Annotated in this window: 21 protein-coding genes; 12 read left to right on the forward strand and 9 right to left on the reverse strand. The window is 68.1% G+C overall.

Annotated features, from left to right (window positions below):
• Positions 1-15 precede the first annotated feature (15 nt).
• From G6N18_RS06410 to G6N18_RS06425, 4 genes are read left to right on the forward strand one after another with little or no spacing between them, the layout of a single operon-like run.
• A complete protein-coding gene (locus G6N18_RS06410; RefSeq protein ID WP_234806079.1) occupies positions 16-498 on the forward strand; it encodes an RNA polymerase sigma factor in 483 nt (160 codons plus the stop codon).
• The gene (locus G6N18_RS06415) at positions 495-1088 is read left to right on the forward strand and encodes a methylated-DNA--[protein]-cysteine S-methyltransferase (protein WP_082999985.1); all 594 of its coding nucleotides are present in this window, start codon (positions 495-497) and stop codon (positions 1086-1088) included. The genes G6N18_RS06410 and G6N18_RS06415 overlap by 4 nt, the downstream gene beginning before the upstream one ends.
• Positions 1089-1144: 56 nt before the next feature.
• Positions 1145-1636 carry a hypothetical protein gene (locus G6N18_RS06420; RefSeq protein ID WP_082999984.1) on the forward strand — a complete coding sequence of 164 codons (492 nt, stop codon included), beginning with the start codon at positions 1145-1147 and terminating at the stop codon, positions 1634-1636.
• 6 nt (positions 1637-1642) lie between these two features.
• Positions 1643-2176: a GNAT family N-acetyltransferase gene (locus G6N18_RS06425; RefSeq protein WP_067215196.1), complete on the forward strand. Its 534-nt coding sequence runs from the start codon at positions 1643-1645 to the stop codon at positions 2174-2176.
• On the opposite strand, the gene zapE is transcribed toward G6N18_RS06425, so the two are convergent.
• A complete protein-coding gene (gene zapE, locus G6N18_RS06430; RefSeq protein ID WP_067215192.1) occupies positions 2171-3217 on the reverse strand; it encodes a cell division protein ZapE in 1047 nt (348 codons plus the stop codon). The two genes, G6N18_RS06425 and zapE, sit on opposite strands and share 6 nt — an antisense overlap.
• A 34-nt stretch (positions 3218-3251) precedes the next feature.
• Between zapE and G6N18_RS06435 the strand changes: the two genes are divergently transcribed.
• From G6N18_RS06435 to msrB, 4 genes are all read left to right on the forward strand, one after another.
• A complete protein-coding gene (locus G6N18_RS06435; RefSeq protein WP_179962375.1) occupies positions 3252-4034 on the forward strand; it encodes a pyrimidine reductase family protein in 783 nt (260 codons plus the stop codon).
• A 37-nt stretch (positions 4035-4071) separates the two neighbouring features.
• Positions 4072-5637, forward strand: a complete 1566-nt coding sequence (locus G6N18_RS06440; protein ID WP_082999983.1) for an alpha/beta hydrolase — start codon at positions 4072-4074, stop codon at positions 5635-5637.
• Positions 5638-5673: 36 nt separating this feature from the next.
• Entirely contained in the window at positions 5674-6972 is a 1299-nt protein-coding gene (aftC, locus tag G6N18_RS06445) for an arabinofuranan 3-O-arabinosyltransferase (protein ID WP_234806078.1), read from the forward strand.
• Between the two features lie 78 nt (positions 6973-7050).
• Complete coding sequence (msrB, locus tag G6N18_RS06450) at positions 7051-7464, forward strand: peptide-methionine (R)-S-oxide reductase MsrB (protein WP_082999981.1); 414 nt, start codon at positions 7051-7053, stop codon at positions 7462-7464.
• 70 nt (positions 7465-7534) lie between these two features.
• Here msrB and G6N18_RS06455 read toward each other — a convergent pair whose 3' ends face one another.
• Genes G6N18_RS06455 through hemE form a run of 4 tightly spaced genes read right to left on the reverse strand, consistent with a single transcriptional unit; the run spans position 7535 to position 11029 of the window.
• A complete protein-coding gene (locus tag G6N18_RS06455; RefSeq protein ID WP_109749345.1) occupies positions 7535-7846 on the reverse strand; it encodes a hypothetical protein in 312 nt (103 codons plus the stop codon).
• A 39-nt stretch (positions 7847-7885) separates the two neighbouring features.
• Positions 7886-8581 carry a hydrogen peroxide-dependent heme synthase gene (gene hemQ / locus G6N18_RS06460; RefSeq protein WP_067215166.1) on the reverse strand — a complete coding sequence of 232 codons (696 nt, stop codon included), beginning with the start codon at positions 8579-8581 and terminating at the stop codon, positions 7886-7888.
• Positions 8582-8585: 4 nt separating this feature from the next.
• Entirely contained in the window at positions 8586-9968 is a 1383-nt protein-coding gene (locus tag G6N18_RS06465) for a protoporphyrinogen oxidase (protein WP_234806077.1), read from the reverse strand.
• Positions 9965-11029, reverse strand: coding sequence for a uroporphyrinogen decarboxylase (hemE, locus tag G6N18_RS06470; RefSeq protein ID WP_082999980.1), 1065 nt, complete (start codon positions 11027-11029; stop codon positions 9965-9967). Before hemE ends, G6N18_RS06465 begins: the two co-directional genes overlap by 4 nt.
• A 165-nt stretch (positions 11030-11194) precedes the next feature.
• On the opposite strand from hemE, the gene G6N18_RS06475 reads away from it, so the two are divergent.
• Together G6N18_RS06475 and G6N18_RS06480 are read left to right on the forward strand one after the other, a co-directional pair.
• Positions 11195-11731 (forward strand): DUF3000 domain-containing protein, encoded by a 537-nt coding sequence (locus tag G6N18_RS06475; RefSeq protein ID WP_234783561.1) that lies wholly within the window; start codon positions 11195-11197, stop codon positions 11729-11731.
• Between the two features lie 2 nt (positions 11732-11733).
• The gene (locus G6N18_RS06480; RefSeq protein WP_082999979.1) at positions 11734-13002 is read left to right on the forward strand and encodes an HRDC domain-containing protein; all 1269 of its coding nucleotides are present in this window, start codon (positions 11734-11736) and stop codon (positions 13000-13002) included.
• Here G6N18_RS06480 and G6N18_RS06485 read toward each other — a convergent pair.
• The gene (locus G6N18_RS06485) at positions 12999-13910 is read right to left on the reverse strand and encodes an alpha/beta fold hydrolase (protein WP_082999978.1); all 912 of its coding nucleotides are present in this window, start codon (positions 13908-13910) and stop codon (positions 12999-13001) included. The genes G6N18_RS06480 and G6N18_RS06485 overlap by 4 nt on opposite strands.
• A gap of 40 nt (positions 13911-13950) precedes the next feature.
• A complete protein-coding gene (locus G6N18_RS06490) occupies positions 13951-15141 on the reverse strand; it encodes an alpha/beta hydrolase family protein (RefSeq protein ID WP_082999977.1) in 1191 nt (396 codons plus the stop codon).
• A gap of 105 nt (positions 15142-15246) precedes the next feature.
• Here G6N18_RS06490 and G6N18_RS06495 point away from each other — a divergent pair, with 105 nt between their 5' ends.
• Positions 15247-15753, forward strand: a complete 507-nt coding sequence (locus G6N18_RS06495) for a phosphate-starvation-inducible PsiE family protein (protein WP_067215136.1) — start codon at positions 15247-15249, stop codon at positions 15751-15753.
• On the opposite strand, the gene dxs is transcribed toward G6N18_RS06495, so the two are convergent.
• Both dxs and nhaA read right to left on the reverse strand, forming a co-directional pair.
• Entirely contained in the window at positions 15750-17663 is a 1914-nt protein-coding gene (gene dxs, locus G6N18_RS06500) for a 1-deoxy-D-xylulose-5-phosphate synthase (protein ID WP_082999976.1), read from the reverse strand. The two genes, G6N18_RS06495 and dxs, sit on opposite strands and share 4 nt — an antisense overlap.
• A gap of 29 nt (positions 17664-17692) precedes the next feature.
• Positions 17693-18970: a Na+/H+ antiporter NhaA gene (gene nhaA, locus G6N18_RS06505; protein ID WP_082999975.1), complete on the reverse strand. Its 1278-nt coding sequence runs from the start codon at positions 18968-18970 to the stop codon at positions 17693-17695.
• A gap of 436 nt (positions 18971-19406) precedes the next feature.
• Between nhaA and G6N18_RS06510 the strand changes: the two genes are divergently transcribed.
• Positions 19407-19850: a CBS domain-containing protein gene (locus tag G6N18_RS06510; RefSeq protein ID WP_067215128.1), complete on the forward strand. Its 444-nt coding sequence runs from the start codon at positions 19407-19409 to the stop codon at positions 19848-19850.
• The last annotated feature ends 4 nt before the right edge of the window (positions 19851-19854 follow it).

Below are 19854 nucleotides of genomic sequence, written 5' to 3' on the forward strand. Positions count from 1 at the left end.
CGACGTCTTCATGATGTGAGAGTGCGACCGTTCGAAGAGGTGGTGGCGCAGCACGGACCCACTGTGCTGAGGGTGTGCCGCGCGGTCGTCGGCCCCGTCGACGCCGAGGACGCCTGGTCCGAGACGTTCCTGTCCGCGCTGCGCGCCTACCCTCGGTTGCCCGCGGACGCGAACGTCGAGGCTTGGCTGGTCACCATCGCGCACCGCCGCGCTCTCGACGTCGGCCGCGCCCGCTCACGTCGGCCGACGCCCACCGATCCGATGCCGGATCTGGCGTCGCCGCGCGCGAACCCAGCGGCGCGCGACCCCGACCTGTGGGATGCGCTGGCACGCTTGCCCGCCAAGCAGCGGCAGGCCGTCGCCTACCACCACATCGCAGGCCTGCCGTTCGCAGAGATCGCCGCTCTGCTGGGCAACTCCCCCGATGCCGCGCGCCGCGCTTCCGCCGACGGCATCAAGACCCTACGCAGGATCTACCGAGAGGACCGAACACCATGACTGCCAATTTGTTTGACGCTCTGCACCCCGATCCCGAGACGCTCGACCGGCTGCATCGACGTCTGGAACACGCCGCCGACGACGGTGGCGTGCTCGACATCGCCTACCGCACGATCGACAGCCCCGTCGGTCCGCTGCTACTGGCCGCCACCTCCGCCGGCTTGGTGCGCGTCGCCTTCGACGTCGAGGGCCACGACACCGCGCTGCGCCGACTGGCGGAGGTGGTCAGCCCGCGCATCCTGCGCGCCCCGAGCCGGCTGGACACCGTCGCACGCCAACTCGACGAGTACTTCGCCAAGCGTCGCACGGTGTTCGAGGTGCCGATCGACATGCGACTCACCGCGGGCTTCCGGCGCAGTGTGATCGAGCACCTGCGCGACATCGGTTACGGCCGGCGCGAAAGCTACGCGACCGTCGCCGCCGCCGTCGGGAATCCGCGCGCCGTGCGCGCCGTCGGGACCGCATGCGCGCACAACCCGCTGCCGGTGGTGATCCCGTGCCACCGCGTGGTGCGGTCGGACGGCTCGACCGGGCAGTACGTCGGTGGTCCGGCGGCCAAGTCGGCACTGCTGGATCTCGAGGCCGCCTGAGCGTGCCTGACGCGGAAGCTGCTGTAACACGTTTCAGTGTGTGCGATCATGCGGGGATGCGTCGCTGGTTCGTGCTCCTCGTCGCCGCGATGGCGACCGTCGCCGGGATAGTCGCTGCGCCTGCATCGGCGGTCACCGCTCCGATCGGCAGGCTCGGTGACACGTTGCAGGTCAAGTTCAAGGGCCTGGTCGCCGACATCACCGTGCACAGCGTGGACCCGTCCCCCATCCCGCCCGGCTTCGGCTATCCGCCGCGGCCGCCGCGCCACCAGGTGTGGCGCGCCTGGGTGACAGTGCATTCCATTCAGGTGCCGACGCCGTACGCCCAGTCGATCACCTACAGCTTCCGCGGCGTCACGGCGACGGGCGACAGCTACGAACCGCGCAACACCGATGCTCCCGACGCCTTGGCGCCCGCGCTGAACAACGCACCCGCCGGGTCGACGGTCAGCGGTGCGGTGTTCTGGGACTGCTATCGCGACCTGGTGTCCAACGTGGTGCTGCTCGACCGGGTCACCGGCGAGCACCTCGCCCAATGGAACGTGTAGTCGCCGTTGGACATTGACGTCGCAGAGGCCGTCGACACCGACCTGGCCGAAGTCGCCGACGTCGCTGCCCGCACCTTCCCGCTCGCCTGTCCGCCGGCGGCGACACCGGACAACGTTGCCGCGTTCATCGACGAGAACCTGTCCGAGGCGCGCTTTCGCGACTACCTCGCCGACGCCGACCGGGCGGTGCTCGTCGCTCGTGCTTCCGATGGATCGATCACCGGTTACGCGCTGCTGGTTCGCGGCGTACCTGACGACCCCGATGTCCAGCGCGCCGTCCAACTGCGCCCGGCCGTCGAGGTGTCGAAGATCTATGTGCTGCCCGAACGCCACGGCGCCGGGGTGGCGACTGCGCTGATGACCGCGGCGCTGCGGAAGGCCGAGGATCTGCGCGCCAAGGTGGTCTGGCTGGGCGTCAACCAGGAGAACCACCGCGCACAGCGGTTCTACGCCAAGCACGGGTTCACGGTCGCCGGCACCAAGACCTTTCGGTTGGGCGCGGGCATCGAGAACGACTACGTGATGGCGCGGATGTTATGAGCGCGAAGCTGTACCCACACCGGTGGTGCCCTCCCTCGACAGCGCGAGCAACCGCGAGATCGCGCGCAGGTACTTCTTACGGAAACCGCCCGCCAGCATGTCCTCGCTGAAGAGGGTGTCGAGCTTTGCGCCCGACGCCACCACCGGTATCCCCGCGTCGTACAACCGGTCGGTCAGCGAAACCAGCCGCAGCGCGACATTCTGATCCTCGACCGTGTGCACGCCGGTGATGAAGACGGCTCTCACACCCTCGATCAGCGTCAGGTAGCGCGACGGGTGCATGGTGGCCAGGTGCGCGCACAGCGCATCAAAGTCGTCGAGCGTCGCGCCGGCTGACTGCACGGCACGCTCGCTGACCTCGGCGTCACTCAATGGCTCCGGCGCGGGCGGCAGATCGCGGTGCCGGTAGTCCGGCCCGTCGATGCGCACTGTCTCGAAAATCGCTGCGAGAGTGTTGATCTCACGCAGGAAGTCCTGTGCGGCGAAGCGGCCCTCGCCGAGCTGCTCGGGCAGGGTGTTCGACGTCGCCGCCACCGACACCCCCCGTTCGACGAGTTGTGACAACAGCCGCGAGATCAGCGTCGTGTTGCCCGGGTCGTCGAGTTCGAACTCGTCGATGCACACCACGACGTAGTCGGCCAGCAGGTCGATGCACTCGACGAACCCGAAAACGCTTGCCAGCTGCGTCAACTCGCCGAACGTCGCGAACGCTTTCGGGCCCGGCAGCCGGTAGTACGACGACGCCAGCAGGTGGGTCTTTCCGACGCCGAAGCCGCCGTCGAGATACAGCCCGACACCGGGCAGCACCTCGCGGCGACCGAACAGCTTCTTCCTGCCCGCCCGTCGCTGCTCCGCCTGATTGCAGAACCGCAGGCAGGACTGCACCGCGGCGGCCTGCGACGGCTCCGCGGGGTCCGGGTGGTAGGTGTCGAAGCTGACGTCGGAGAACGTGGGAGGCGGGACCAGTTGAGCGATCAATCGGTCCGGTGTGACGTCGGGTTGGCGGTCGACCAGATGTTGCACCGCGCCGGACCCGTCCATGCAGGCACCTTATCGACGTGCTGCAATCGTGTTCATGCCCGATACCGCCGCTGCGGCGCAGTTCACCGTGCTGGGGACCGATGGCGCCCCGATCGACAGCGCCGACCGGCGGCTCGCCGACTTCTACGCCTACCCCGCCGACCTGCAGACCTGCTGGGTGCGCGGCAACATGATCGCCAGCATCGACGGCGGCGCGACGGCCGGCGGGAAGACCGCTGGGCTCGCCGGGCCGGGCGACCGCAGCGTCTTCGAGCTGATGCGCTATGCCGCCGACGTGATCCTGGTCGGGGCCTCCACCGTGCGCACGGAGAACTACTCCGGCACGCAGGTGCCGGTCGCAGAGCGTCGCAACCGGCAGGCGCGCGGCCAGGCCGAGGTGCCGCCGATCGCCGTCGTCACCCGGTCCGGGAACCTCGACCCCGGCGCCCTGTTCTTCACCCGCACCGAGGTGCCGCCGCTGATCCTGACGTGCACCGCCACCTATGCCGACGCCCAGCGTCGACTCGGCACGGTCGCCGAGGTGATCGACGCGTCGGGTTCGCGCCCCGACGCGGTCGACGGCCTCACCGCACTGCGGGCGCTGGCCGAACGCAAGCTGTTCCGCGTGCTCACCGAGGGCGGCCCGCTGTTCCTGAGCGAGCTGATCGAAGACGATCTGCTCGACGAGCTGTGCCTGACCGTCGCGCCGTTGCTGGTGGGCGGCAGGGCGCCCAGGATCGCGACGGGATCCGGCGAGGTACTGACCCGCATGCGGCCGGCGCACGTGTTGACCGACGACGACGGCTATCTGTACACGCGCTACGTCCGGCTGAGGTGAGCCGGCGGGTGAGCCGCGCATCAGTACTGTGGTCGGCATGAATCGGCGTGGTCAGCTGGTCCGGCTCCTTAGCCTGGCATCCGTCGCGGCGGTCGCCGCGGCGTGCTCGCCTGGCCTTGCCGCCAATCCCCGCTTCGCCACCGACGCCGGCGCGGGCCCGCAAGGCGAGCCGACGTCGACCCAGCAGGAGCAGGGCCCGCCGGCCGTCGAGGCGCCGAAGAACGACCTGGCCTGGCGGGATTGCACGGCTCGGGTGTTCAGCAACGCCGCAGTGCCTCCCGCGCCCGGGGTGACCCTGGACTGCGCGACGTACGACGCCGACCTGGACCCGATCAACGGCGTGTCGGGTTCGGTCAGCATCGGTGTGGTCCGGGCCCGCAGTCCGCAGACCCCCGCCGACGCCGGCCCGCTGGTGATGACAACCGGTTCGGACCTGCCCTCATCGACGCAGTTGCCGGTGTGGCTGTCGCGCGCCGGTGCCGACATGCTCAAGACCCGCCCGATCGTGGCCGTCGACCGGCGTGGCATCGGGATGTCCAGCGCGCTGGACTGCCGCGACCTGTTCGACCGCCAGGAGATGCTCGACCAGGCGCAGTTCCAGGCCGGCGACGACCCGGTCGAGAACCTGGGCGCGATCGTGCAGACCGCGACAACAAGCTGCACCGACACCATCGCCCCGGGTGACTCGGCCTACGACAACTCGCACGCCGCCGAGGACATCGAGCGCCTGCGCAGCACCTGGGATGTGCCCGCGCTCGCGCTGCTGGGTATCGGCAACGGTGCGCAGGTGGCGCTGGCGTACGCCGGATCGCACCCCAACAAGGTCGCGCGCCTGGTGCTCGACTCACCGCTGCCGCTCGGGATCGCCGCCGAAGCCGAGATGGAACAGCGCGTCAAAGGCGAACAGGCCGCGCTGGACGCCTGGGCCGCGCAGTGCGCAGCGACGAACTGCCCGCTGGCGCCCGACCCGAAGGCCGCGGTCGATGAACTGCTCTCGGCGGCGCGTCAAGGTCGTGGGCCCAACGGCGCCGCCGTCTCGACCGTCGCCCACGCGATCTCGACCGCACTGGCCTATCCGCGCGGGGACCGGATCGAGTCGGGCAATGCCTTGGCCGCGGCGGTGGCCGCCGCACGGGCCGGGGACACGAACCCGTTCACCGACCTGATCGCCCAAGCCGAAAGCCTGCGCAACACCGACGGTCAGTTCGTCAACGGCTGCAGCGACTCGCTTAACCGGCCGACCCCGAACCGGGTGCGCGAACTGGTTGTGGCGTGGGACAAGCTGTACCCGCAGTTCGGCACCGTCGGGGCGCTGGACCTGGTCGACTGCCTGCACTGGCCCAGCGGGACCCCTCCGCAGGAACCGAAGGACCTCGAGATCCCCGTGCTGCTGCTCGGCACGCAGAACGACCCGATCGTCGGTAACGAGGGGGTTGCCGCGGTGGCGGCCACCGTGATCAACGCCGGGTCGGCCAACAAGCGGGTGATGTGGCAGGGCATCGGCCACGGCGCCTCGGTCTTCTCACCGTGTGCGCTGCCGCCGGTGATCGGCTACCTGAACAGTGGCAACCTTCCCGAGACCGACACGTTCTGCCCTGCCTGACGCCTGATGTTGACAGAGGTCGGGTACCGTGCGGTCGTGCGCGATCTTGTGACCGCCGCCTTCGGGCCCCGCACCTCCCCGCCAAGCGTTTCGACGCTGCTGCGGACGATTCTGTGGCCGTTGGCGATCCTGTTCATCATTCACCGCTGCTACGTCCTGGCGACCAACGGCTACATCACCGACGACTACGGGCCCGTCTACCGCGCCGTCGTCAATTTCAAGATGGGCTGGGACATTTACAACGAGCACTTCGATCACGTCGACCCGCATTACCTCTACCCGCCGGGTGGCACGCTGCTGATGGCGCCTTTCGGCTATCTGCCCATCGACGCGTCGCGGTACTGGTTCATCTTCTTCAACACGGTGGCGATCGTGCTCGCCGCGTACTTCCTGATCCGGCTGTTCGGCTACACCTACCGCTCGGTGGCCCTGCCTGCGCTGCTGGCGGCGATGTTCTGCACCGAAAGTGTCATCAACACACTGGTTTTCGGCAACATCAACGGCTGCATCCTGCTGTTGGAGGTGCTGTTCTTCCGCTGGCTGCTCGACGGAAACAAGAAACACGAATGGTGGGCCGGTGTCGCCATCGGCCTGACAGTGGTGGTCAAACCCATTCTGCTGCCGCTGCTGTTGCTGCCGCTGCTGAACCGCCAGTGGCGACCGTTCGTGGGCGCCGTCGCGGTTCCGTTGGTGTTCAACGCCGCCGCCTGGCCGCTGATCAGCGATCCGATGAACTGGGTCACCCGCACGCTGCCCTACATCCTGACCACCCGCGACTACTTCAACAGCTCCATCGCGGGCAACGGCATCTACTACGGCCTGCCGATATGGCTGATCCTGTCGCTGCGCATCGGGTTTGCGCTCCTGGCGGCCTACACGCTGTGGTTGCTCTACAAGTACTACCGCACCCGCGATCCGCTGTTCTGGATGCTGACGTCCTCGGGTGTGCTGCTGATCGCATCGTTCCTGGTGCTGTCGCTCGGCCAGGGCTACTACTCGATGATGTTGTTCCCGTTCCTGATGACGGTGGTGCTGCCGAACTCGGTGCTGCGCAACTGGCCGGCGTGGCTGGCGATCTACGGGTTCATGAGCGCGGACCGCTGGCTGCTCGGACATTGGCCGACGACGGGCCGGTTCCTGGAGTACATGAAGTTCACCTACGGCTGGGGGCTGATGCTCGTCGTCGTGTTCTCGGTGCTGTACTTCCGCTATCTGGACGCCAAGGCCGAGGGCCGACTCGACGACGGGATCGATCCGTTGTGGCTGAAGAAGCCCTCGCCGGAGCCTGTCGCTTCGACAGCGCCGGCGAAGCCCACGGCCCCACCGATCAGCTGACGCTGGCTTCGACATTGCACTGATGGTCGTGACTACAGCCCTGGCTGCAATTTCGAGCATGGGGACTAGCGTGGAGGCATGACCACACCGGCTCCCAAACTGCAGCTGACCGACGACCAATGGCGCCAGAAGCTGACTCCCGAGGAGTTCCACGTCCTGCGCGAGGCCGGCACCGAGCGCCCCTTCACCGGTGAATACACCGACACCAAGACCGAAGGAATCTACGAGTGCCGCGCCTGCGGTGCCGAACTGTTCCGCAGCACCGAGAAGTTCGAATCGCACTGCGGCTGGCCGTCGTTCTTCGATCCCGCCGACTCCGACGCCGTCATCCTGCGGTCCGACGACTCGCTGGGCATGCACCGCGTCGAGGTGCTGTGCGCCAACTGCCACAGCCACCTGGGCCACGTCTTCGAAGGCGAGGGCTACCCCACGCCGACCGACCAGCGCTACTGCATCAACTCGATCTCGCTGCGGCTGAAGCCGAGCAGCTGACCGCGAACGAGAAGCCACGGTCGCGATCCGGCGGGAATCACGACGGGGAATTCTATTTCGGCGCTACGACCTACCCGGGGTAGACGGCGAACTCGGCGCGGTCCTCGGTGTCGGCGACGCACTGGAACAGCAGCGGCGCGGTCATCGCGTTACCGGAGTAACAGGTGAACGGGCCGATCACCTGGTACTTGTCGCCGTTGAGGTCGTACTGAACGGCGTAATCCGATGCCGTGATGCAGTCGATGTCGCCGGCGGTGATGTCGATGACCTGTCCGAACCGCGGAGCGCATCGCTCGCTGTCCGGTGGCTGCGCGAAGCCGCTGGGTGCTGCGACGAGCGCGGCGAAAGACATCGTTGCGGCAACCAGTGCCTTCGTCCTCATCGACCCATGATGAACGAGCGGAACCGCCGGTGTGGCCTTTTACGGCAGGCGTTCGATCAACTGCTCGGCGCTGATCCGCGGACCGGTGAAGAACGGGGTCTCCGCACGGGTATGCCGGCGCGCGTCGGTGGCGCGCAGATCACGCATCAGGTCGACGATCCGGTGCAGTTCCGGCGCCTCGAACGCCAGTATCCACTCGTAGTCGCCGAGCGCGAACGCCGGCACGGTGTTGGCCCGCACATCCTTGTAGCCCCGCGCGGCCATGCCGTGCTCGGAGAGCATGCGGCGTCGCTCCTCGTCGGGCAACAGATACCACTCGTAGGACCGGACGAACGGGTACACACAGATGTAGTTGCCGGGCTCCTCGCCGGCAAGGAACGCCGGGATGTGGCTCTTGTTGAACTCCGCCGGGCGGTGCAGTGCGACGTTGCTCCAGACCGGGTTGCTTGCGCGCCCCAACGCGGTGGTGCGACGGAAGTCGGCGTAGGTGGCCTGAAGGGCCTCGACGTTGTCGGCGTGCGTCCACATCATGAAGTCCGCGTCTGCGCGCATGCCCGCGATGTCATACAGGCCACGCACCACGACGCCGCGTTCCTCCTGCTGCTTGAGGAACCTCGCGGTCTCGTCGACGACCGCTGCGCGGTCCTCTCCCAGCTCGCCCGGCCGCACCGAGAACACCGAAAACATCAGATAGCGGATGGCGGAGTTGAGCGTGTCGTAGTCGAGTTTGGCCATAGCCCTATCGTGCCACGCGAGGGGTGACCAGCGACGCCGCCGCCCTGGTGGCCGCCGACACACACGCGGGCACGCCGATGCCGTCCAGGAACCCGCCCGCCACCGCGATCGTCGGCGGCAGCGCTGCCCGCAACTCGGCGACCAGCTGACCGTGGCCGGGTCCGTACTGCGGCATCGCGTCGATCCATCGCTGCACGTGACAGTCGACCGGCTCGGTTCTCACCCCGAACAGCGTCGCCAGATCCTGCGTAGACCACGCCAGCAGCTCCTCGTCGCCCGCGCTACGGGCCAGATCATCGCCGAATCGGCCGAAGGACAAGCGCACCAACTCGACGTTGCCGCGCGGGCCCCACTTGCGCGACGACAACGTGACCGCTTTCGACCGCAGGCGTTCACCGTTGGCCACCAACACTCCGGACTGCTGCGGTAGCGGCGTACCGCCCGGCAACGCCAACGCCACCAGCGCCGTCGAGGCCACCGGGATGCGTCGCGCGGCAGCGGCGGCACGCGGGGCGATGTCGGCGATGAGCCGCGCCAACCGCGGTGCCGGCACGGCTAGCACCAGCGCGTCCGCGTGGTGGCGGGCACCCTCGTCGTCGATCAGCTCCCAACCCTGCGGGGCCTGCTGCAGGCCCTCGGCGGTGACCTGCAGCCAGCGCACGCCCGACCGGCGGGCGAGTTCCTCGACCAGCACCGCATAGCCGCCGTCGACCGCGCCGAAGACCGATCCGGAGACCGCCGGAGGCAGCGCCTCTCGCACCGCGTCGGTCAGGCTGCGCGCACCGCGGTCCAGTACGGCGGTCAGCGCCGGAACCGCCGACCGGACCCCGATCGTCGCCGCGGAGCCCGCGTAGACCCCCGCCAGCAGCGGCTCCACCGATCGAGTCACCACCTGCGCACCGAACCGGTCACCGATGAGTTCGGCGACGGACGGATCGGCACCGGGTCGCCACGAGAACGGCCGCTGACGTTCGGCGTGTATGCGTGCGAGCGTCGCGTCGTCGACCAGCCCGGCCAGCGCCGACGCCTGCGCCGGTATCCCCTGCAACGTGCCCGGCGGCAACGGGTGCAGGCGCGCCTGGCTGTAGATCAGCGGGCGCGCGCCGGTCGTGCCGATCTGCCTGTCCGCCAACCCCAGTTCGGCCAGCAACGCGGGGACTTCCGGTCGCCGCGCGACGAACGCCTCCGCGCCCACGTCCATCGGCTGACCGCCGATCCGCTCGGTGCGCAGCACGCCGCCGAGCCGGTCCGCGGGGTCCAACAGCGTTATCGATGCGTCAGGTCCCGCCGCGACGCGCAGCCGATATGCGGCGACGAGGCCCGAAATACCGCCGCCCACAACGCAATACGACAGAACTCTTTGATGCTCCTCGCGTGCGCGGGTCACAGCGAGTGCACCAGCGCCACCACATCGGTGATGATCCCGGGGCCGGTGGCAGGCAGCACGCCGTGACCCAGGTTGAACACATGGCCGGCCGCTCCGGCGTCGACAGCGCGCCTGCCGTCGTCGACGACGGCACGTGCCGCGCGTTCCGCCACCGGCCAGCCCGCCAGCAACACCACCGGGTCGAGGTTGCCCTGCAGCGCTGTTCCGGGAACGACTCGGGCGGCCGCGTCGGGTAGCGACGTGCGCCAGTCGACCCCGACGACGGCCGGGGCGCCATGGCCGGACGCCGCCTGCGACATCGCGCCCAGCAGTTCGGCGGTGCCCACCCCGAAGTGCGTCATCGGCACCCCGGCGTCGGCCAGCGCCGCGAACACCCGGGTGCTGTGCGGCAGCACGTAGCTGCGGTAGTCGGCCAGCGACAGCGTGCCCGCCCAGGAGTCGAACACCTGGATCGCGTCGACTCCGGCGTTCACCTGCACCTGCAGAAACGCGATCGTGACGTCGGTCAACGCGGTCATCAATGCGTGCCAGGTGTCGGGTTCGCCGAGCATCATCGCCTTGGTGCGCTCGTGGTTGCGGCTCGGTCCGCCTTCGACCAGGTAGGACGCCAGCGTGAACGGCGCCCCGGCGAACCCGATCAGCGGCACGTCGCCGAGCTCGGACACCAACATTTTGACGGCCTCGGCGACGGGCGCGACCTGCTGCGGCTCGAGCGGCCGCAGGGTGGCGACGTCGGCGGCGGTGCGGATCGGATGCTCGATCACCGGGCCAACATCGGGCACGATGTCGAGGTCGATGCCGGACGCCCGCAGCGGCACCACGATGTCGGAGAACAGGATCGCGGCGTCGACTCCGTGCCTGCGGACCGGCTGCAGCGTGATCTCGGTGATAAGCCCGGCATCGAAGCAGGCTTGCATCATCGTGTTCTTCGCCCGCAGTTCGCGGTACTCCGGCAGCGACCGGCCCGCCTGCCGCATGAACCACACCGGCACACGACTGGGTTTGCGGCCGCTCGCGGCGGCCAGATACGGCGACTCGGGCAGCTCACGGCGGATGTTCATCGCTTTCAATGCTGCCATGCGGATCCCAAATCACCGCCCTCGCCTCGAGCCGGACCGTTGCCCGGTCGAATCGGCGCGCCATACGCACAGACCAGCTCAGATCGGCTAGCGTGGATCGTCGTGACCACCGCCGAACCGGCTCAGTTCCGCGAAGCGGTGGCGGCAATGACTGCCACCACCGTCCGACCGGAGATCGAGCTCGGCCCGATCCGCCCGCCGCAGCGGCTGGCGCCGTTCAGCTATGCGCTTGGCGCCGAGGTGCGCCATCCCGAAACGGTGATCGTCCCGGAGCGCTCGGAGGGCGATGCGTTCGGCCGGCTGATCCTGCTGCACGACCCGGAAGGCGCCGAGGCGTGGGACGGCACCATGCGGCTGGTCGCCTACATCCAGGCCGACCTGGACTCCAGCGAGGCGGTTGATCCACTGCTGCCCGAAGTCGCGTGGAGTTGGCTCGTCGACGCGCTCGAGGAACGGGCTGAACACGTCACCGCCCTCGGCGGTACCGTCACCGCCACCACATCCGTGCGCTACGGCGACATCTCCGGCCCCCCACGTGCTCATCAGCTGGAACTGCGCGCCTCGTGGACGGCGACGACGCTCGAGTTGGGGCCGCATGTCGAGGCGTTCTGCGAGGTGCTCGAGCACGCGGCCGGTCTGCCTCCTCAGGGCGTCACCGACCTGGGCTCGCGCACCCGCGCTTGACGATGACTAGGGCTTCATCGGAGGCATCTGGGGCCGAACACGTCGAGCCGGAAGCCACGCCGCTGCTCAGGCCGCGCGGCGGGGTGCCCGAACTGTCCAGCAGCGTCACCGAAATCCGCAGGGCCGCTGAGCTTCTGGCGTCCGGCCGCGGGCCGTTCGCGGTGGACGCCGAACGCGCATCCGGGTTCCGTTACTCCAACCGCGCCTACCTGGTGCAGATCCGGCGCGACGGCGCGGGCACCGTGTTGATCGACCCGGTGAGCCACGGCGCCGACCCGGTCGAGACGCTGGCGCCGGTGGCCGAGGTGCTGGCCACCGACGAGTGGGTGCTGCACGCCGCCGACCAGGATCTGCCGTGCCTCGCCGAACTCGGCATCCGGCCGGTCACCGTGTACGACACCGAGTTGGCGGGCCGGCTGGCCGGCTTCGAGAAGGTCAACCTCGCCGCGATGGTGCAGCGCCTGCTGGGCCTGCAACTCATGAAGGGGCACGGCGCGGCCGACTGGTCGAAGCGACCGTTGCCCGACGAGTGGCTCAACTACGCGGCGCTGGACGTCGAGGTGCTGATCGACCTGCGCGACGCGATCGCCGCGACGCTCGAGGAGCAGGGCAAAACCTACTGGGCGGCACAAGAATTCGAGCACCTGCGAAAGTTCGAGGCGGCACCGACACGCCGCGACCGCTGGCGCCGCACGTCGGGCATCCACAAGGTCCGCGACCCGCGGGCGCTGGCCGCGGTGCGCGAACTGTGGACCACCCGCGACCATATCGCCCAGCGCCGCGACATCGCGCCCGGCCGCATCCTGCCCGACTCGGCGATCATCAACGCCGCCACCGCCGATCCCGACACCGTCGAGAAGTTGACCGCGCTCCCGGTGTTCGGCGGAAACCGGCAACGCCGCAGCGCGAAGGTGTGGCTGGACGCGCTCGCGCGGGCGCGCACCACGCAGGACCTGCCGTCGTCGCAGGAGCCGTCGAACGGGCCACCGCCCGCATCCCGCTGGGCCAGGCGCAAACCCGAGGCGGCCGCGCGGCTGGAGGCGGCCCGGGCCGCGATATCCGAGGTGTCACAGCGGGTTTCGGTGCCGCCGGAGAACCTCGTCTCCCCCGACGTCGTGCGGCGGTTGTGCTGGGACTGGGAACAGGTCCAGGACACGGCCGCGGTGGTCGAGCAGTTTCTGCGCGACGCCGGCGCGCGACCGTGGCAACGCGAGTTGACCGTGCCCGTGCTGGCCGACGCTTTGGAGAACTCCGGCGAGCAACCGAGTTAGGCGGCCACCTTCTCGACGTGGGCGAGGAAGTGCCGCAACACTTCTGTGGGCGCCTCGAGTTGCGGCCAGTGACCGATGTCGTCGGCAAGCATCACCACGTCGGCATCGGGAATCACCTCGGCGTAGCGACGGGCCATGTGGGGGCCCGAATTCGGGTCGACCGGCCCGTCGATCAGGCGCATCGGCACCGCGGTTTCCCGCATCGCGCGCACCCAGCGGTTGCGATGCGTGTAGCGGTCACCGAGGAAGCGTCCGACCTTGTGCAGCACCCGTTTCCCGTCGTTGTACTCGAGGATCTGGTGGAAGCGGTCCATCATCTCGGGTGTCGGCTTGGTGTTCGGACCGAACATCTCGTTGATCGTGGACTCGAGTAGGCGCCGCGACAGCGGGCTGCCCTGCAGCGGGCTCATCAAGCCGCCCAGCGGCGTTGCCGACATCAGCTTCTGCATGGTGCGGGGCGTGTATGCCTCGTTGAACAGTCCGCCGTTGAGCCAGGTGATCGACCGGTAGTGCACCGACCCGTAGGCCTGTTCGCGAAATTCGCTGCGCGCCAGCAGCTCCTGGCCGACCGAGTCGCCGAGGTCGTGGGCCAGCACGTGGCAGTTTTCGACGTGCAGGTGGTCGAGCAGCGCCTCGTGTACGTCGGCGTGATCGGCTACCGAGTACCGGTAGGCACTCGGTTTCGCCGAGAAGCCCAAGCCGATCATGTCCGGCGCGATGACGGTGAAGCGCTCGGTGAGCGTCGGCCAGATCAGCGACCAGTCCCACGAGTTGAACGGATAGCCGTGGACCATCAGCAGCGTCGGCGCCTCGCCGAGCGGCGGGCCGTCGATTCGGTAGAAGATGTCGAAGCCGAGGTAGTCGAAGTATCGGCCCGCGGACTTCCAGCCTTCCAACTCGGCGTCCATCAGGGCAGCCTAGCTGGCAAGCACGACGCCGAGTCGGCCGTCAGCGGAACTGCTGCGCCAAGAACGGCGTGGAATCCGGCAGCGAAGCCAACACGGTGCCACTGTGGTCCTCATCGGGGTAGACCTTCAAGGTGACGTCTTGACCGTTGGCGGTGAGCCGGTCGTTGAACCGCAGCGTCAGGCTGGGCGGCACATCGCGATCGAGCAGACCGACGCCGAGAAATATCGGCCGGTCGTATCCGTCCGCAGGGATACCCATGAACGCATCGACGGCCTCGGTGGCGCCCGGAATCGACGCCAACGGCTCCGTGAAGAAGCCAGGCACCGTCATGTCGGCAACTGCCGCGGACAGTTCAGCGACACACAGGGTTTCGGCCTGATCGGCCGCGGCGCGGCCGGCCGGGGTGAGGATGTGGTTCAGGTCGAGGTCGGGGCGAGCCTCCCGCAGGGCGGCCACGATGTAGGCGGTGTAGGCGTTGGCGACCGGACCGAGCTCCGGAGGGACCGCCATGTCGGGGCCCGCCTGCTTGACGATGCTCTCGACATCGGCTGGGGTTCCGGTGGCGACGACTCCGCGATAGTCGAGACCCGTACCGGCACTGAACTCCGTGGCCCATCGGGCGGTGGCGACGGCTGCTCCACCGCCTTGCGACTGACCCACCACAGCCCATTTGGGTGACAGCGGCAGATCCATCTGGTGTGCCGCGATCACTGAATCCACCACGCCTCGCGCTGTGGTGACGCTGTTGAGGTAGCTCATCAATCCCGGGGTGCCCAGCCCGGCGTAGTCGCTACCGACCACCGCGTAACCCTGGTTCAGCCAGTGCGTCAGGTACTCGTCGTCGCGTTCACTGCGCGGCTGCGCCGACGGCGTGCAGTTGTCACCCAGCCCGACGGTCCCGTGCGCCCAGGCGATGACGGGCCAACCTTCCTGGGGCGGAGGGCTTTTCGGAGTGAAGACGACTGCCGTGCTCACCGCGGGGCGGTCATGCTGGTCGATGGTAGCGTACAGGATGCGATAGGCCTCACCGGCGCCGGCCACCGTTAGGGCAGGGTCGAGCGGGACCGACTCGAGCAAACCGCCCGGCGCCGGGATCGGACCGTCGTAGGCGCGTGCGTCGAGACCCGACCACTGCGGCGCAGTTGCCGATGCCGTGCTGGCTGTGCCCACCAGTACGACCGCACACACCAGCGCGACCGTTAGAACACGAATCAGCCCAGCGAAATTCATGCCTAGAGCGTAGACACCGCCGAGCAGACGTGAAGTGCCCGTCAACGGCGGCGTGTCGAAGGCATTTTGCGTCTGCTGCGGCTGTCCACGGCTTAGCGTGACCCAATGGCGGAGCAAGACGAGACCGAGAACGAAGAGGATCGGCAGCGCTTCGCCGACCGAGTGTTGAGCTTCGCCGAAGACGCCATCTACTGGGCGATCGCAGTGGTCCTGCTCGGCGGGTCGGCGGCACTGCTCGTCGCCCAGGTCAACGTCTTGCTGCGGCTGGGTGATGCGCCCGCCAACACGATCATGCTCGACGTGCTCGACGGCCTGCTGCTGATCTTCATCTTCGTCGAACTGCTCTACGCGGTGCGGACATCGCTGCGCTCACACGAGATCGTCGCCGAACCGTTCCTGATCGTCGGCATCCTGGCGTGCATCAAGGAGATCGTGGTGCTGTCGGTGGAAGCGGCGAAACTGCTGTCCAATGGCCCCGAGTTCGCCCGCGCGATCGTCGCGGTCGGCGTCCTCGGCGGCTTGGTGCTGGTGTTGGCCGTCGCAATCTTCGTGCTGCGCGCGCAGCGTCGCGGGGTCTCCGACGAAGCCGCCGAGATGGCTGATGACAACTAGTCGAGGCGCTCGCTGACTTCCGAATCGGTGACCGCGCTGCCCTGCGCGGCGACCCACCCGGTGATCTGGCGGGCCACGGTGCGATCGGTCAAGCCGACCTCGGCGAACACCTCGCTGCGGGACGCCTGCGCGAAGAACTCCTGCGGAAGGCCCACGTCGCGGCACGGCACGTCGATCTCCGCGCGACGCAGCGCCGCCGAGACCGCCGATCCGACGCCGCCGTTGACGCCGTTGTCCTCGAGCGTCACGACGAGCTTGTGGTCGCGCGCGAGTCCGGCGATCGCCTCCGGCACCGGTAGCACCCAACGCGGGTCGACTACCGTCACGCCGATGCCCTGATTACGCAGCAGCTCGGCGATCGCCAACGCCATTGACGCGAGCGGTCCCACCGCCACCAACAACACGTCGTCGGCGAGCCCGTCGGCGGGCGCGGCCAGGACGTCGACACCGCCGCGTCGTTCGATGGCCGAAATGTCTTCGCCGACATCACCTTTCGGGAACCGAATCGCGGTCGGACCGTCGTTGACGTCGAGGGCCTCGCCGAGTTCCTCACGCAGTCGGGTGCCGTCACGCGGCGCCGCCACCCGCATACCGGGGACGATGCCCAGCATCGACAGGTCCCACATGCCGTTGTGGCTGGCGCCGTCGGGGCCGGTGATCCCGGAGCGGTCCAACACCATCGTCACGGGCAGCTTGTGCAGCGCCACGTCCATCATGACCTGGTCGAACGCCCGGTTCAGGAACGTCGAGTAGATCGCGACCACCGGATGCAGGCCGCCCATCGCCAGCCCCGCCGCCGACGTCATCGCGTGCTGCTCGGCGATGCCCACGTCGAAGAACCGGTCCGGAAAGCGCTGGCGGAACGCGCTGAGCCCGGTCGGGCCGGGCATCGCCGCGGTGATCGCCACGACGTCGCGTCGCCTGGACGCATAGCCGATCAGCGCCTCGGAGAACGTCGACGTCCAGCCGGGGCCGGGCACCGACGTCGCCAACCCGGTCTCGGGGTCGATGACGCCGCACGAGTGCATCTGGTCGGCTTCGTCGTTCTCCGCGGGCCCGTAGCCCATGCCCTTACGGGTGACGACGTGCACGATCACGGGCCTGCTGAAGCCCCGCGCCCGGCGCAGCGCGGTCTCCACCGCGTGCTCGTCGTGGCCGTCGATCGGACCGACGTACTTCAGCCCGAGGTCGGTGAACATCACCTGCGGGGACAACGCGTCCTTGATGCCGGCCTTGATGGAGTGCATGCCCTGGTAGCACACCTCGCCGATGACCGGGAGGCCGCGCACCGCCTTGCGGCCCTCTTCGAGCACCCGTTCGTAGCCCGGCTGCAGCCGCAGGCCGGCCAGGTGCTCGGCCAGGCCGCCGATCGTCGGCGCGTAGCTGCGGCCGTTGTCGTTGACGACGATCACGACCGGCCGTCGCGCGGCGGCGATGTTGTTCAGCGCCTCCCAGCACATACCGCCGGTCAAGGCGCCGTCGCCGACGACGGCGACCACGTGCCGGTTGCGGTGCCCGGACAACTCGAACGCCTTGGCCAGCCCGTCGGCGTAGGACAGCGCCGAACTGGCGTGGCTGGACTCCACCCAGTCGTGCTCGCTCTCCTCGCGCGACGGGTAGCCGGACAGGCCGCCCTTCTTGCGCAGCGAGTCGAACTCGTGGCTACGCCCGGTCAGCATCTTGTGCACGTACGACTGGTGTCCGGTGTCGAAGACGATCGGGTCGTGCGGCGAGTCGAACACCCGGTGCAGCGCGAGCGTGAGCTCCACCACGCCGAGGTTCGGGCCGAGATGCCCGCCGGTCGCAGCGACCTTGTGGATCAGAAACTCGCGGATCTCACGTGCCAAATCGCTGAGTTGCGATTGCGTCAGGTGCTGCAGATCGGCGGGACCGCGGATCTGTTCAAGCATTCGTTCAGTTTACGCACGCCTTGTGGTGGTCAGTCGGGGCGCGCTTGGTAGATGTCGGGCACACCGTCGCGGTCGCTGTCGGCGGCTTCGATCGCTTCGATTCGGCGGTAGGCGGCGTTACGGCTCAATAGCACCACGGACGCCAGCACACCTGCGAGAACGGAACCGACAAGCACGCCGATCTTGACGTCGTCGCCCGCGGTGGTGCCGTGGCCGAACGCCAATTCGCCGATCAATAACGAAACTGTGAAGCCGATGCCCGCGAGCAAGGCGACGCCCAAGACGTCACGCCAGGCGAGCTCGTCGTCGAGGCTGGCGTGGGTGAATTTGGCCAGCAGGAAGGCGGTCAGCCAAACCCCCGCCGGCTTGCCGATGACCAGACCGGCGATCACACCGTCGGTGATCGGGTGAAGGAGCGCATCGCCGAGCCCGGTCCAGCCGCCCACCGTCACACCGGCGGCGAAAAACGCGAACACCGGCACCGCGAACCCAGCTGACAGCGGCCGAAGCGTGTGCTCGAACAACTCCGCCGTCGGATGCCCAAACCTGCCGAGGACCGGAACCGTGAAGCCCAACACCACCCCGGCGACCGTCGCGTGCACCCCGCTCGCATGCACCAGCGCCCAGGCGGCGACGGCCAGCGGCAGCAGCAACCACCAGTGGTGAATGCCGCGTTGCACCGCGAGCCCGAACAGTCCGATCGGGATGAGCGCCAGCGCCAGCGGGCCGGGCGACAGATCCTCGGTGAAGAACACGGCGATGACGGTGATCGCAAGCAGATCGTCGACGACCGCGAGCGTGAGCAGAAACGTCCGCAGCGCCGTGGGCAAGTGCGTCGACAAGACGGCCAACACAGCCAATGCGAACGCGATGTCGGTGGCGATCGGGACCGCCCAGCCGTCGAGATTCTCCGGATGACCGGCATTGATGGCGAGGTAGATGGCGGCCGGCACGATCATCCCGCCGACAGCCGCAGCGATCGGCAGCGCTGCGCGACGCGGATCGCGAAGGTCGCCGGCGACGAATTCGCGCTTGAGTTCCAGCCCGACGACGAAGAAGAAGATGGCAAGAAGCCCGTCGGCGGCCCACGCTGAGACGCTCAGATCCAGATGCAGTGACCCGGGCCCGACGGTGAACTCCGAGACCGTGCGATAGGCCGCAGACCACGGCGAGTTGGCCCACACCAGCGCCGCGCCTGCGGAAACCAACAGCAGAATCCCGCCGACGGTTTCCTTGCGCAGAATCTCGGAAAACCGTTGCGACTCGGCCCATGAGCCACGGGCGAGTAGGCGCAAATTGGTTGGCACCGGCCCGATCCTAGTGAACGCATCGACGCTTCCGGTTAATGGCTAGTGTGCGACGTCGATCAGAGGTAAGTTTGCCCTTGGAGCGCCGGGAAGTCGGGTCGGCAGTCACTAGCCCGACTCGTGAAAGGCCTCCGGTGCCCGCTTCTCCCTTGGTCCACGCAGATTCTGCGTCAAAGATCGCTGTTCGCGTTGACCGCCTGACGAAGTCGCCGTGTTCGCCACTCGCGCTTCTTGGCTCGTATTGGTCGAACCGACCAGTGGTCTGGATCCATTGGTGGAGAGGGAGTCTCGCAACTGCGCACCGGACTGGGCGCAACCGTGGGCTTCGTCGTGATCGGCGCCGGCCTCATCGCGACTGGAATATTCGGCTATTAGCGCCGCGACCGGACCACCTGAAGGGAACAGATGATGTACGAGACGGTCGTAGGGTGCTGATATGCATGCCGAAGACTTGGCTGAGGACTTTCCGGTGATAACCGTCGACTCGAACGCGCTGGACGCTGCCCGCGTACTCGCCGAACACCGACTGCCCGGAATACTTGTCACGGGCGAGTCCGGAAAGCCGTATGCGGTGCTGCCCGCCTCGCAAGTGGTGCGGTTCATTGTGCCGACGTATGTCCAGGACGACCCATCGCTGGCCGGCGTGATCAACGAGTCGTGGGCCGATCGTGCTGCGGAGAAGCTGGGCAACAAGAAAGTCCACGACGTCCTGCCGGAACACCTCACCGATGTTCCCGCCGCCAACGCCGATGACACGATCATCGAAGTGGCCGCGCTCATGGCCCGGTTCCGAAGTCCGTTGATCGCCGTCATGAAGGATGAGAAGTTGCACGGTGTCATCACCGCGTCGCGGCTCCTGGACGCCGCGCTGAGGACTTAGCACC

This window comes from Mycolicibacterium celeriflavum (assembly GCF_010731795.1).
Classification (GTDB): Bacteria; Actinomycetota; Actinomycetes; order Mycobacteriales; family Mycobacteriaceae; genus Mycobacterium; species Mycobacterium celeriflavum.

What these genes read in the sequence shown, in the direction of transcription:
- G6N18_RS06440 (WP_082999983.1), top strand. Translation starts at nt 4,072, where the DNA reads ATGAATCGGCGTGGTCAGCTGGTCCGGCTCCTTAGCCTGGCATCCGTC.
- G6N18_RS06420 (WP_082999984.1), top strand. Translation starts at nt 1,145, where the DNA reads ATGCGTCGCTGGTTCGTGCTCCTCGTCGCCGCGATGGCGACCGTCGCC.
- G6N18_RS06485 (WP_082999978.1), bottom strand. Translation starts at nt 13,910, where the DNA reads ATGGACGCCGAGTTGGAAGGCTGGAAGTCCGCGGGCCGATACTTCGAC.
- G6N18_RS06510 (WP_067215128.1), top strand. Translation starts at nt 19,407, where the DNA reads ATGCATGCCGAAGACTTGGCTGAGGACTTTCCGGTGATAACCGTCGAC.
- G6N18_RS06490 (WP_082999977.1), bottom strand. Translation starts at nt 15,141, where the DNA reads ATGAATTTCGCTGGGCTGATTCGTGTTCTAACGGTCGCGCTGGTGTGT.
- hemE (WP_082999980.1), bottom strand. Translation starts at nt 11,029, where the DNA reads ATGAACATCCGCCGTGAGCTGCCCGAGTCGCCGTATCTGGCCGCCGCG.
- G6N18_RS06475 (WP_234783561.1), top strand. Translation starts at nt 11,195, where the DNA reads ATGACTGCCACCACCGTCCGACCGGAGATCGAGCTCGGCCCGATCCGC.
- msrB (WP_082999981.1), top strand. Translation starts at nt 7,051, where the DNA reads ATGACCACACCGGCTCCCAAACTGCAGCTGACCGACGACCAATGGCGC.
- G6N18_RS06455 (WP_109749345.1), bottom strand. Translation starts at nt 7,846, where the DNA reads ATGAGGACGAAGGCACTGGTTGCCGCAACGATGTCTTTCGCCGCGCTC.
- dxs (WP_082999976.1), bottom strand. Translation starts at nt 17,663, where the DNA reads ATGCTTGAACAGATCCGCGGTCCCGCCGATCTGCAGCACCTGACGCAA.
- hemQ (WP_067215166.1), bottom strand. Translation starts at nt 8,581, where the DNA reads ATGGCCAAACTCGACTACGACACGCTCAACTCCGCCATCCGCTATCTG.
- G6N18_RS06415 (WP_082999985.1), top strand. Translation starts at nt 495, where the DNA reads ATGACTGCCAATTTGTTTGACGCTCTGCACCCCGATCCCGAGACGCTC.
- G6N18_RS06480 (WP_082999979.1), top strand. Translation starts at nt 11,734, where the DNA reads ATGACTAGGGCTTCATCGGAGGCATCTGGGGCCGAACACGTCGAGCCG.
- zapE (WP_067215192.1), bottom strand. Translation starts at nt 3,217, where the DNA reads ATGGACGGGTCCGGCGCGGTGCAACATCTGGTCGACCGCCAACCCGAC.
- G6N18_RS06495 (WP_067215136.1), top strand. Translation starts at nt 15,247, where the DNA reads ATGGCGGAGCAAGACGAGACCGAGAACGAAGAGGATCGGCAGCGCTTC.
- G6N18_RS06435 (WP_179962375.1), top strand. Translation starts at nt 3,252, where the DNA reads ATGCCCGATACCGCCGCTGCGGCGCAGTTCACCGTGCTGGGGACCGAT.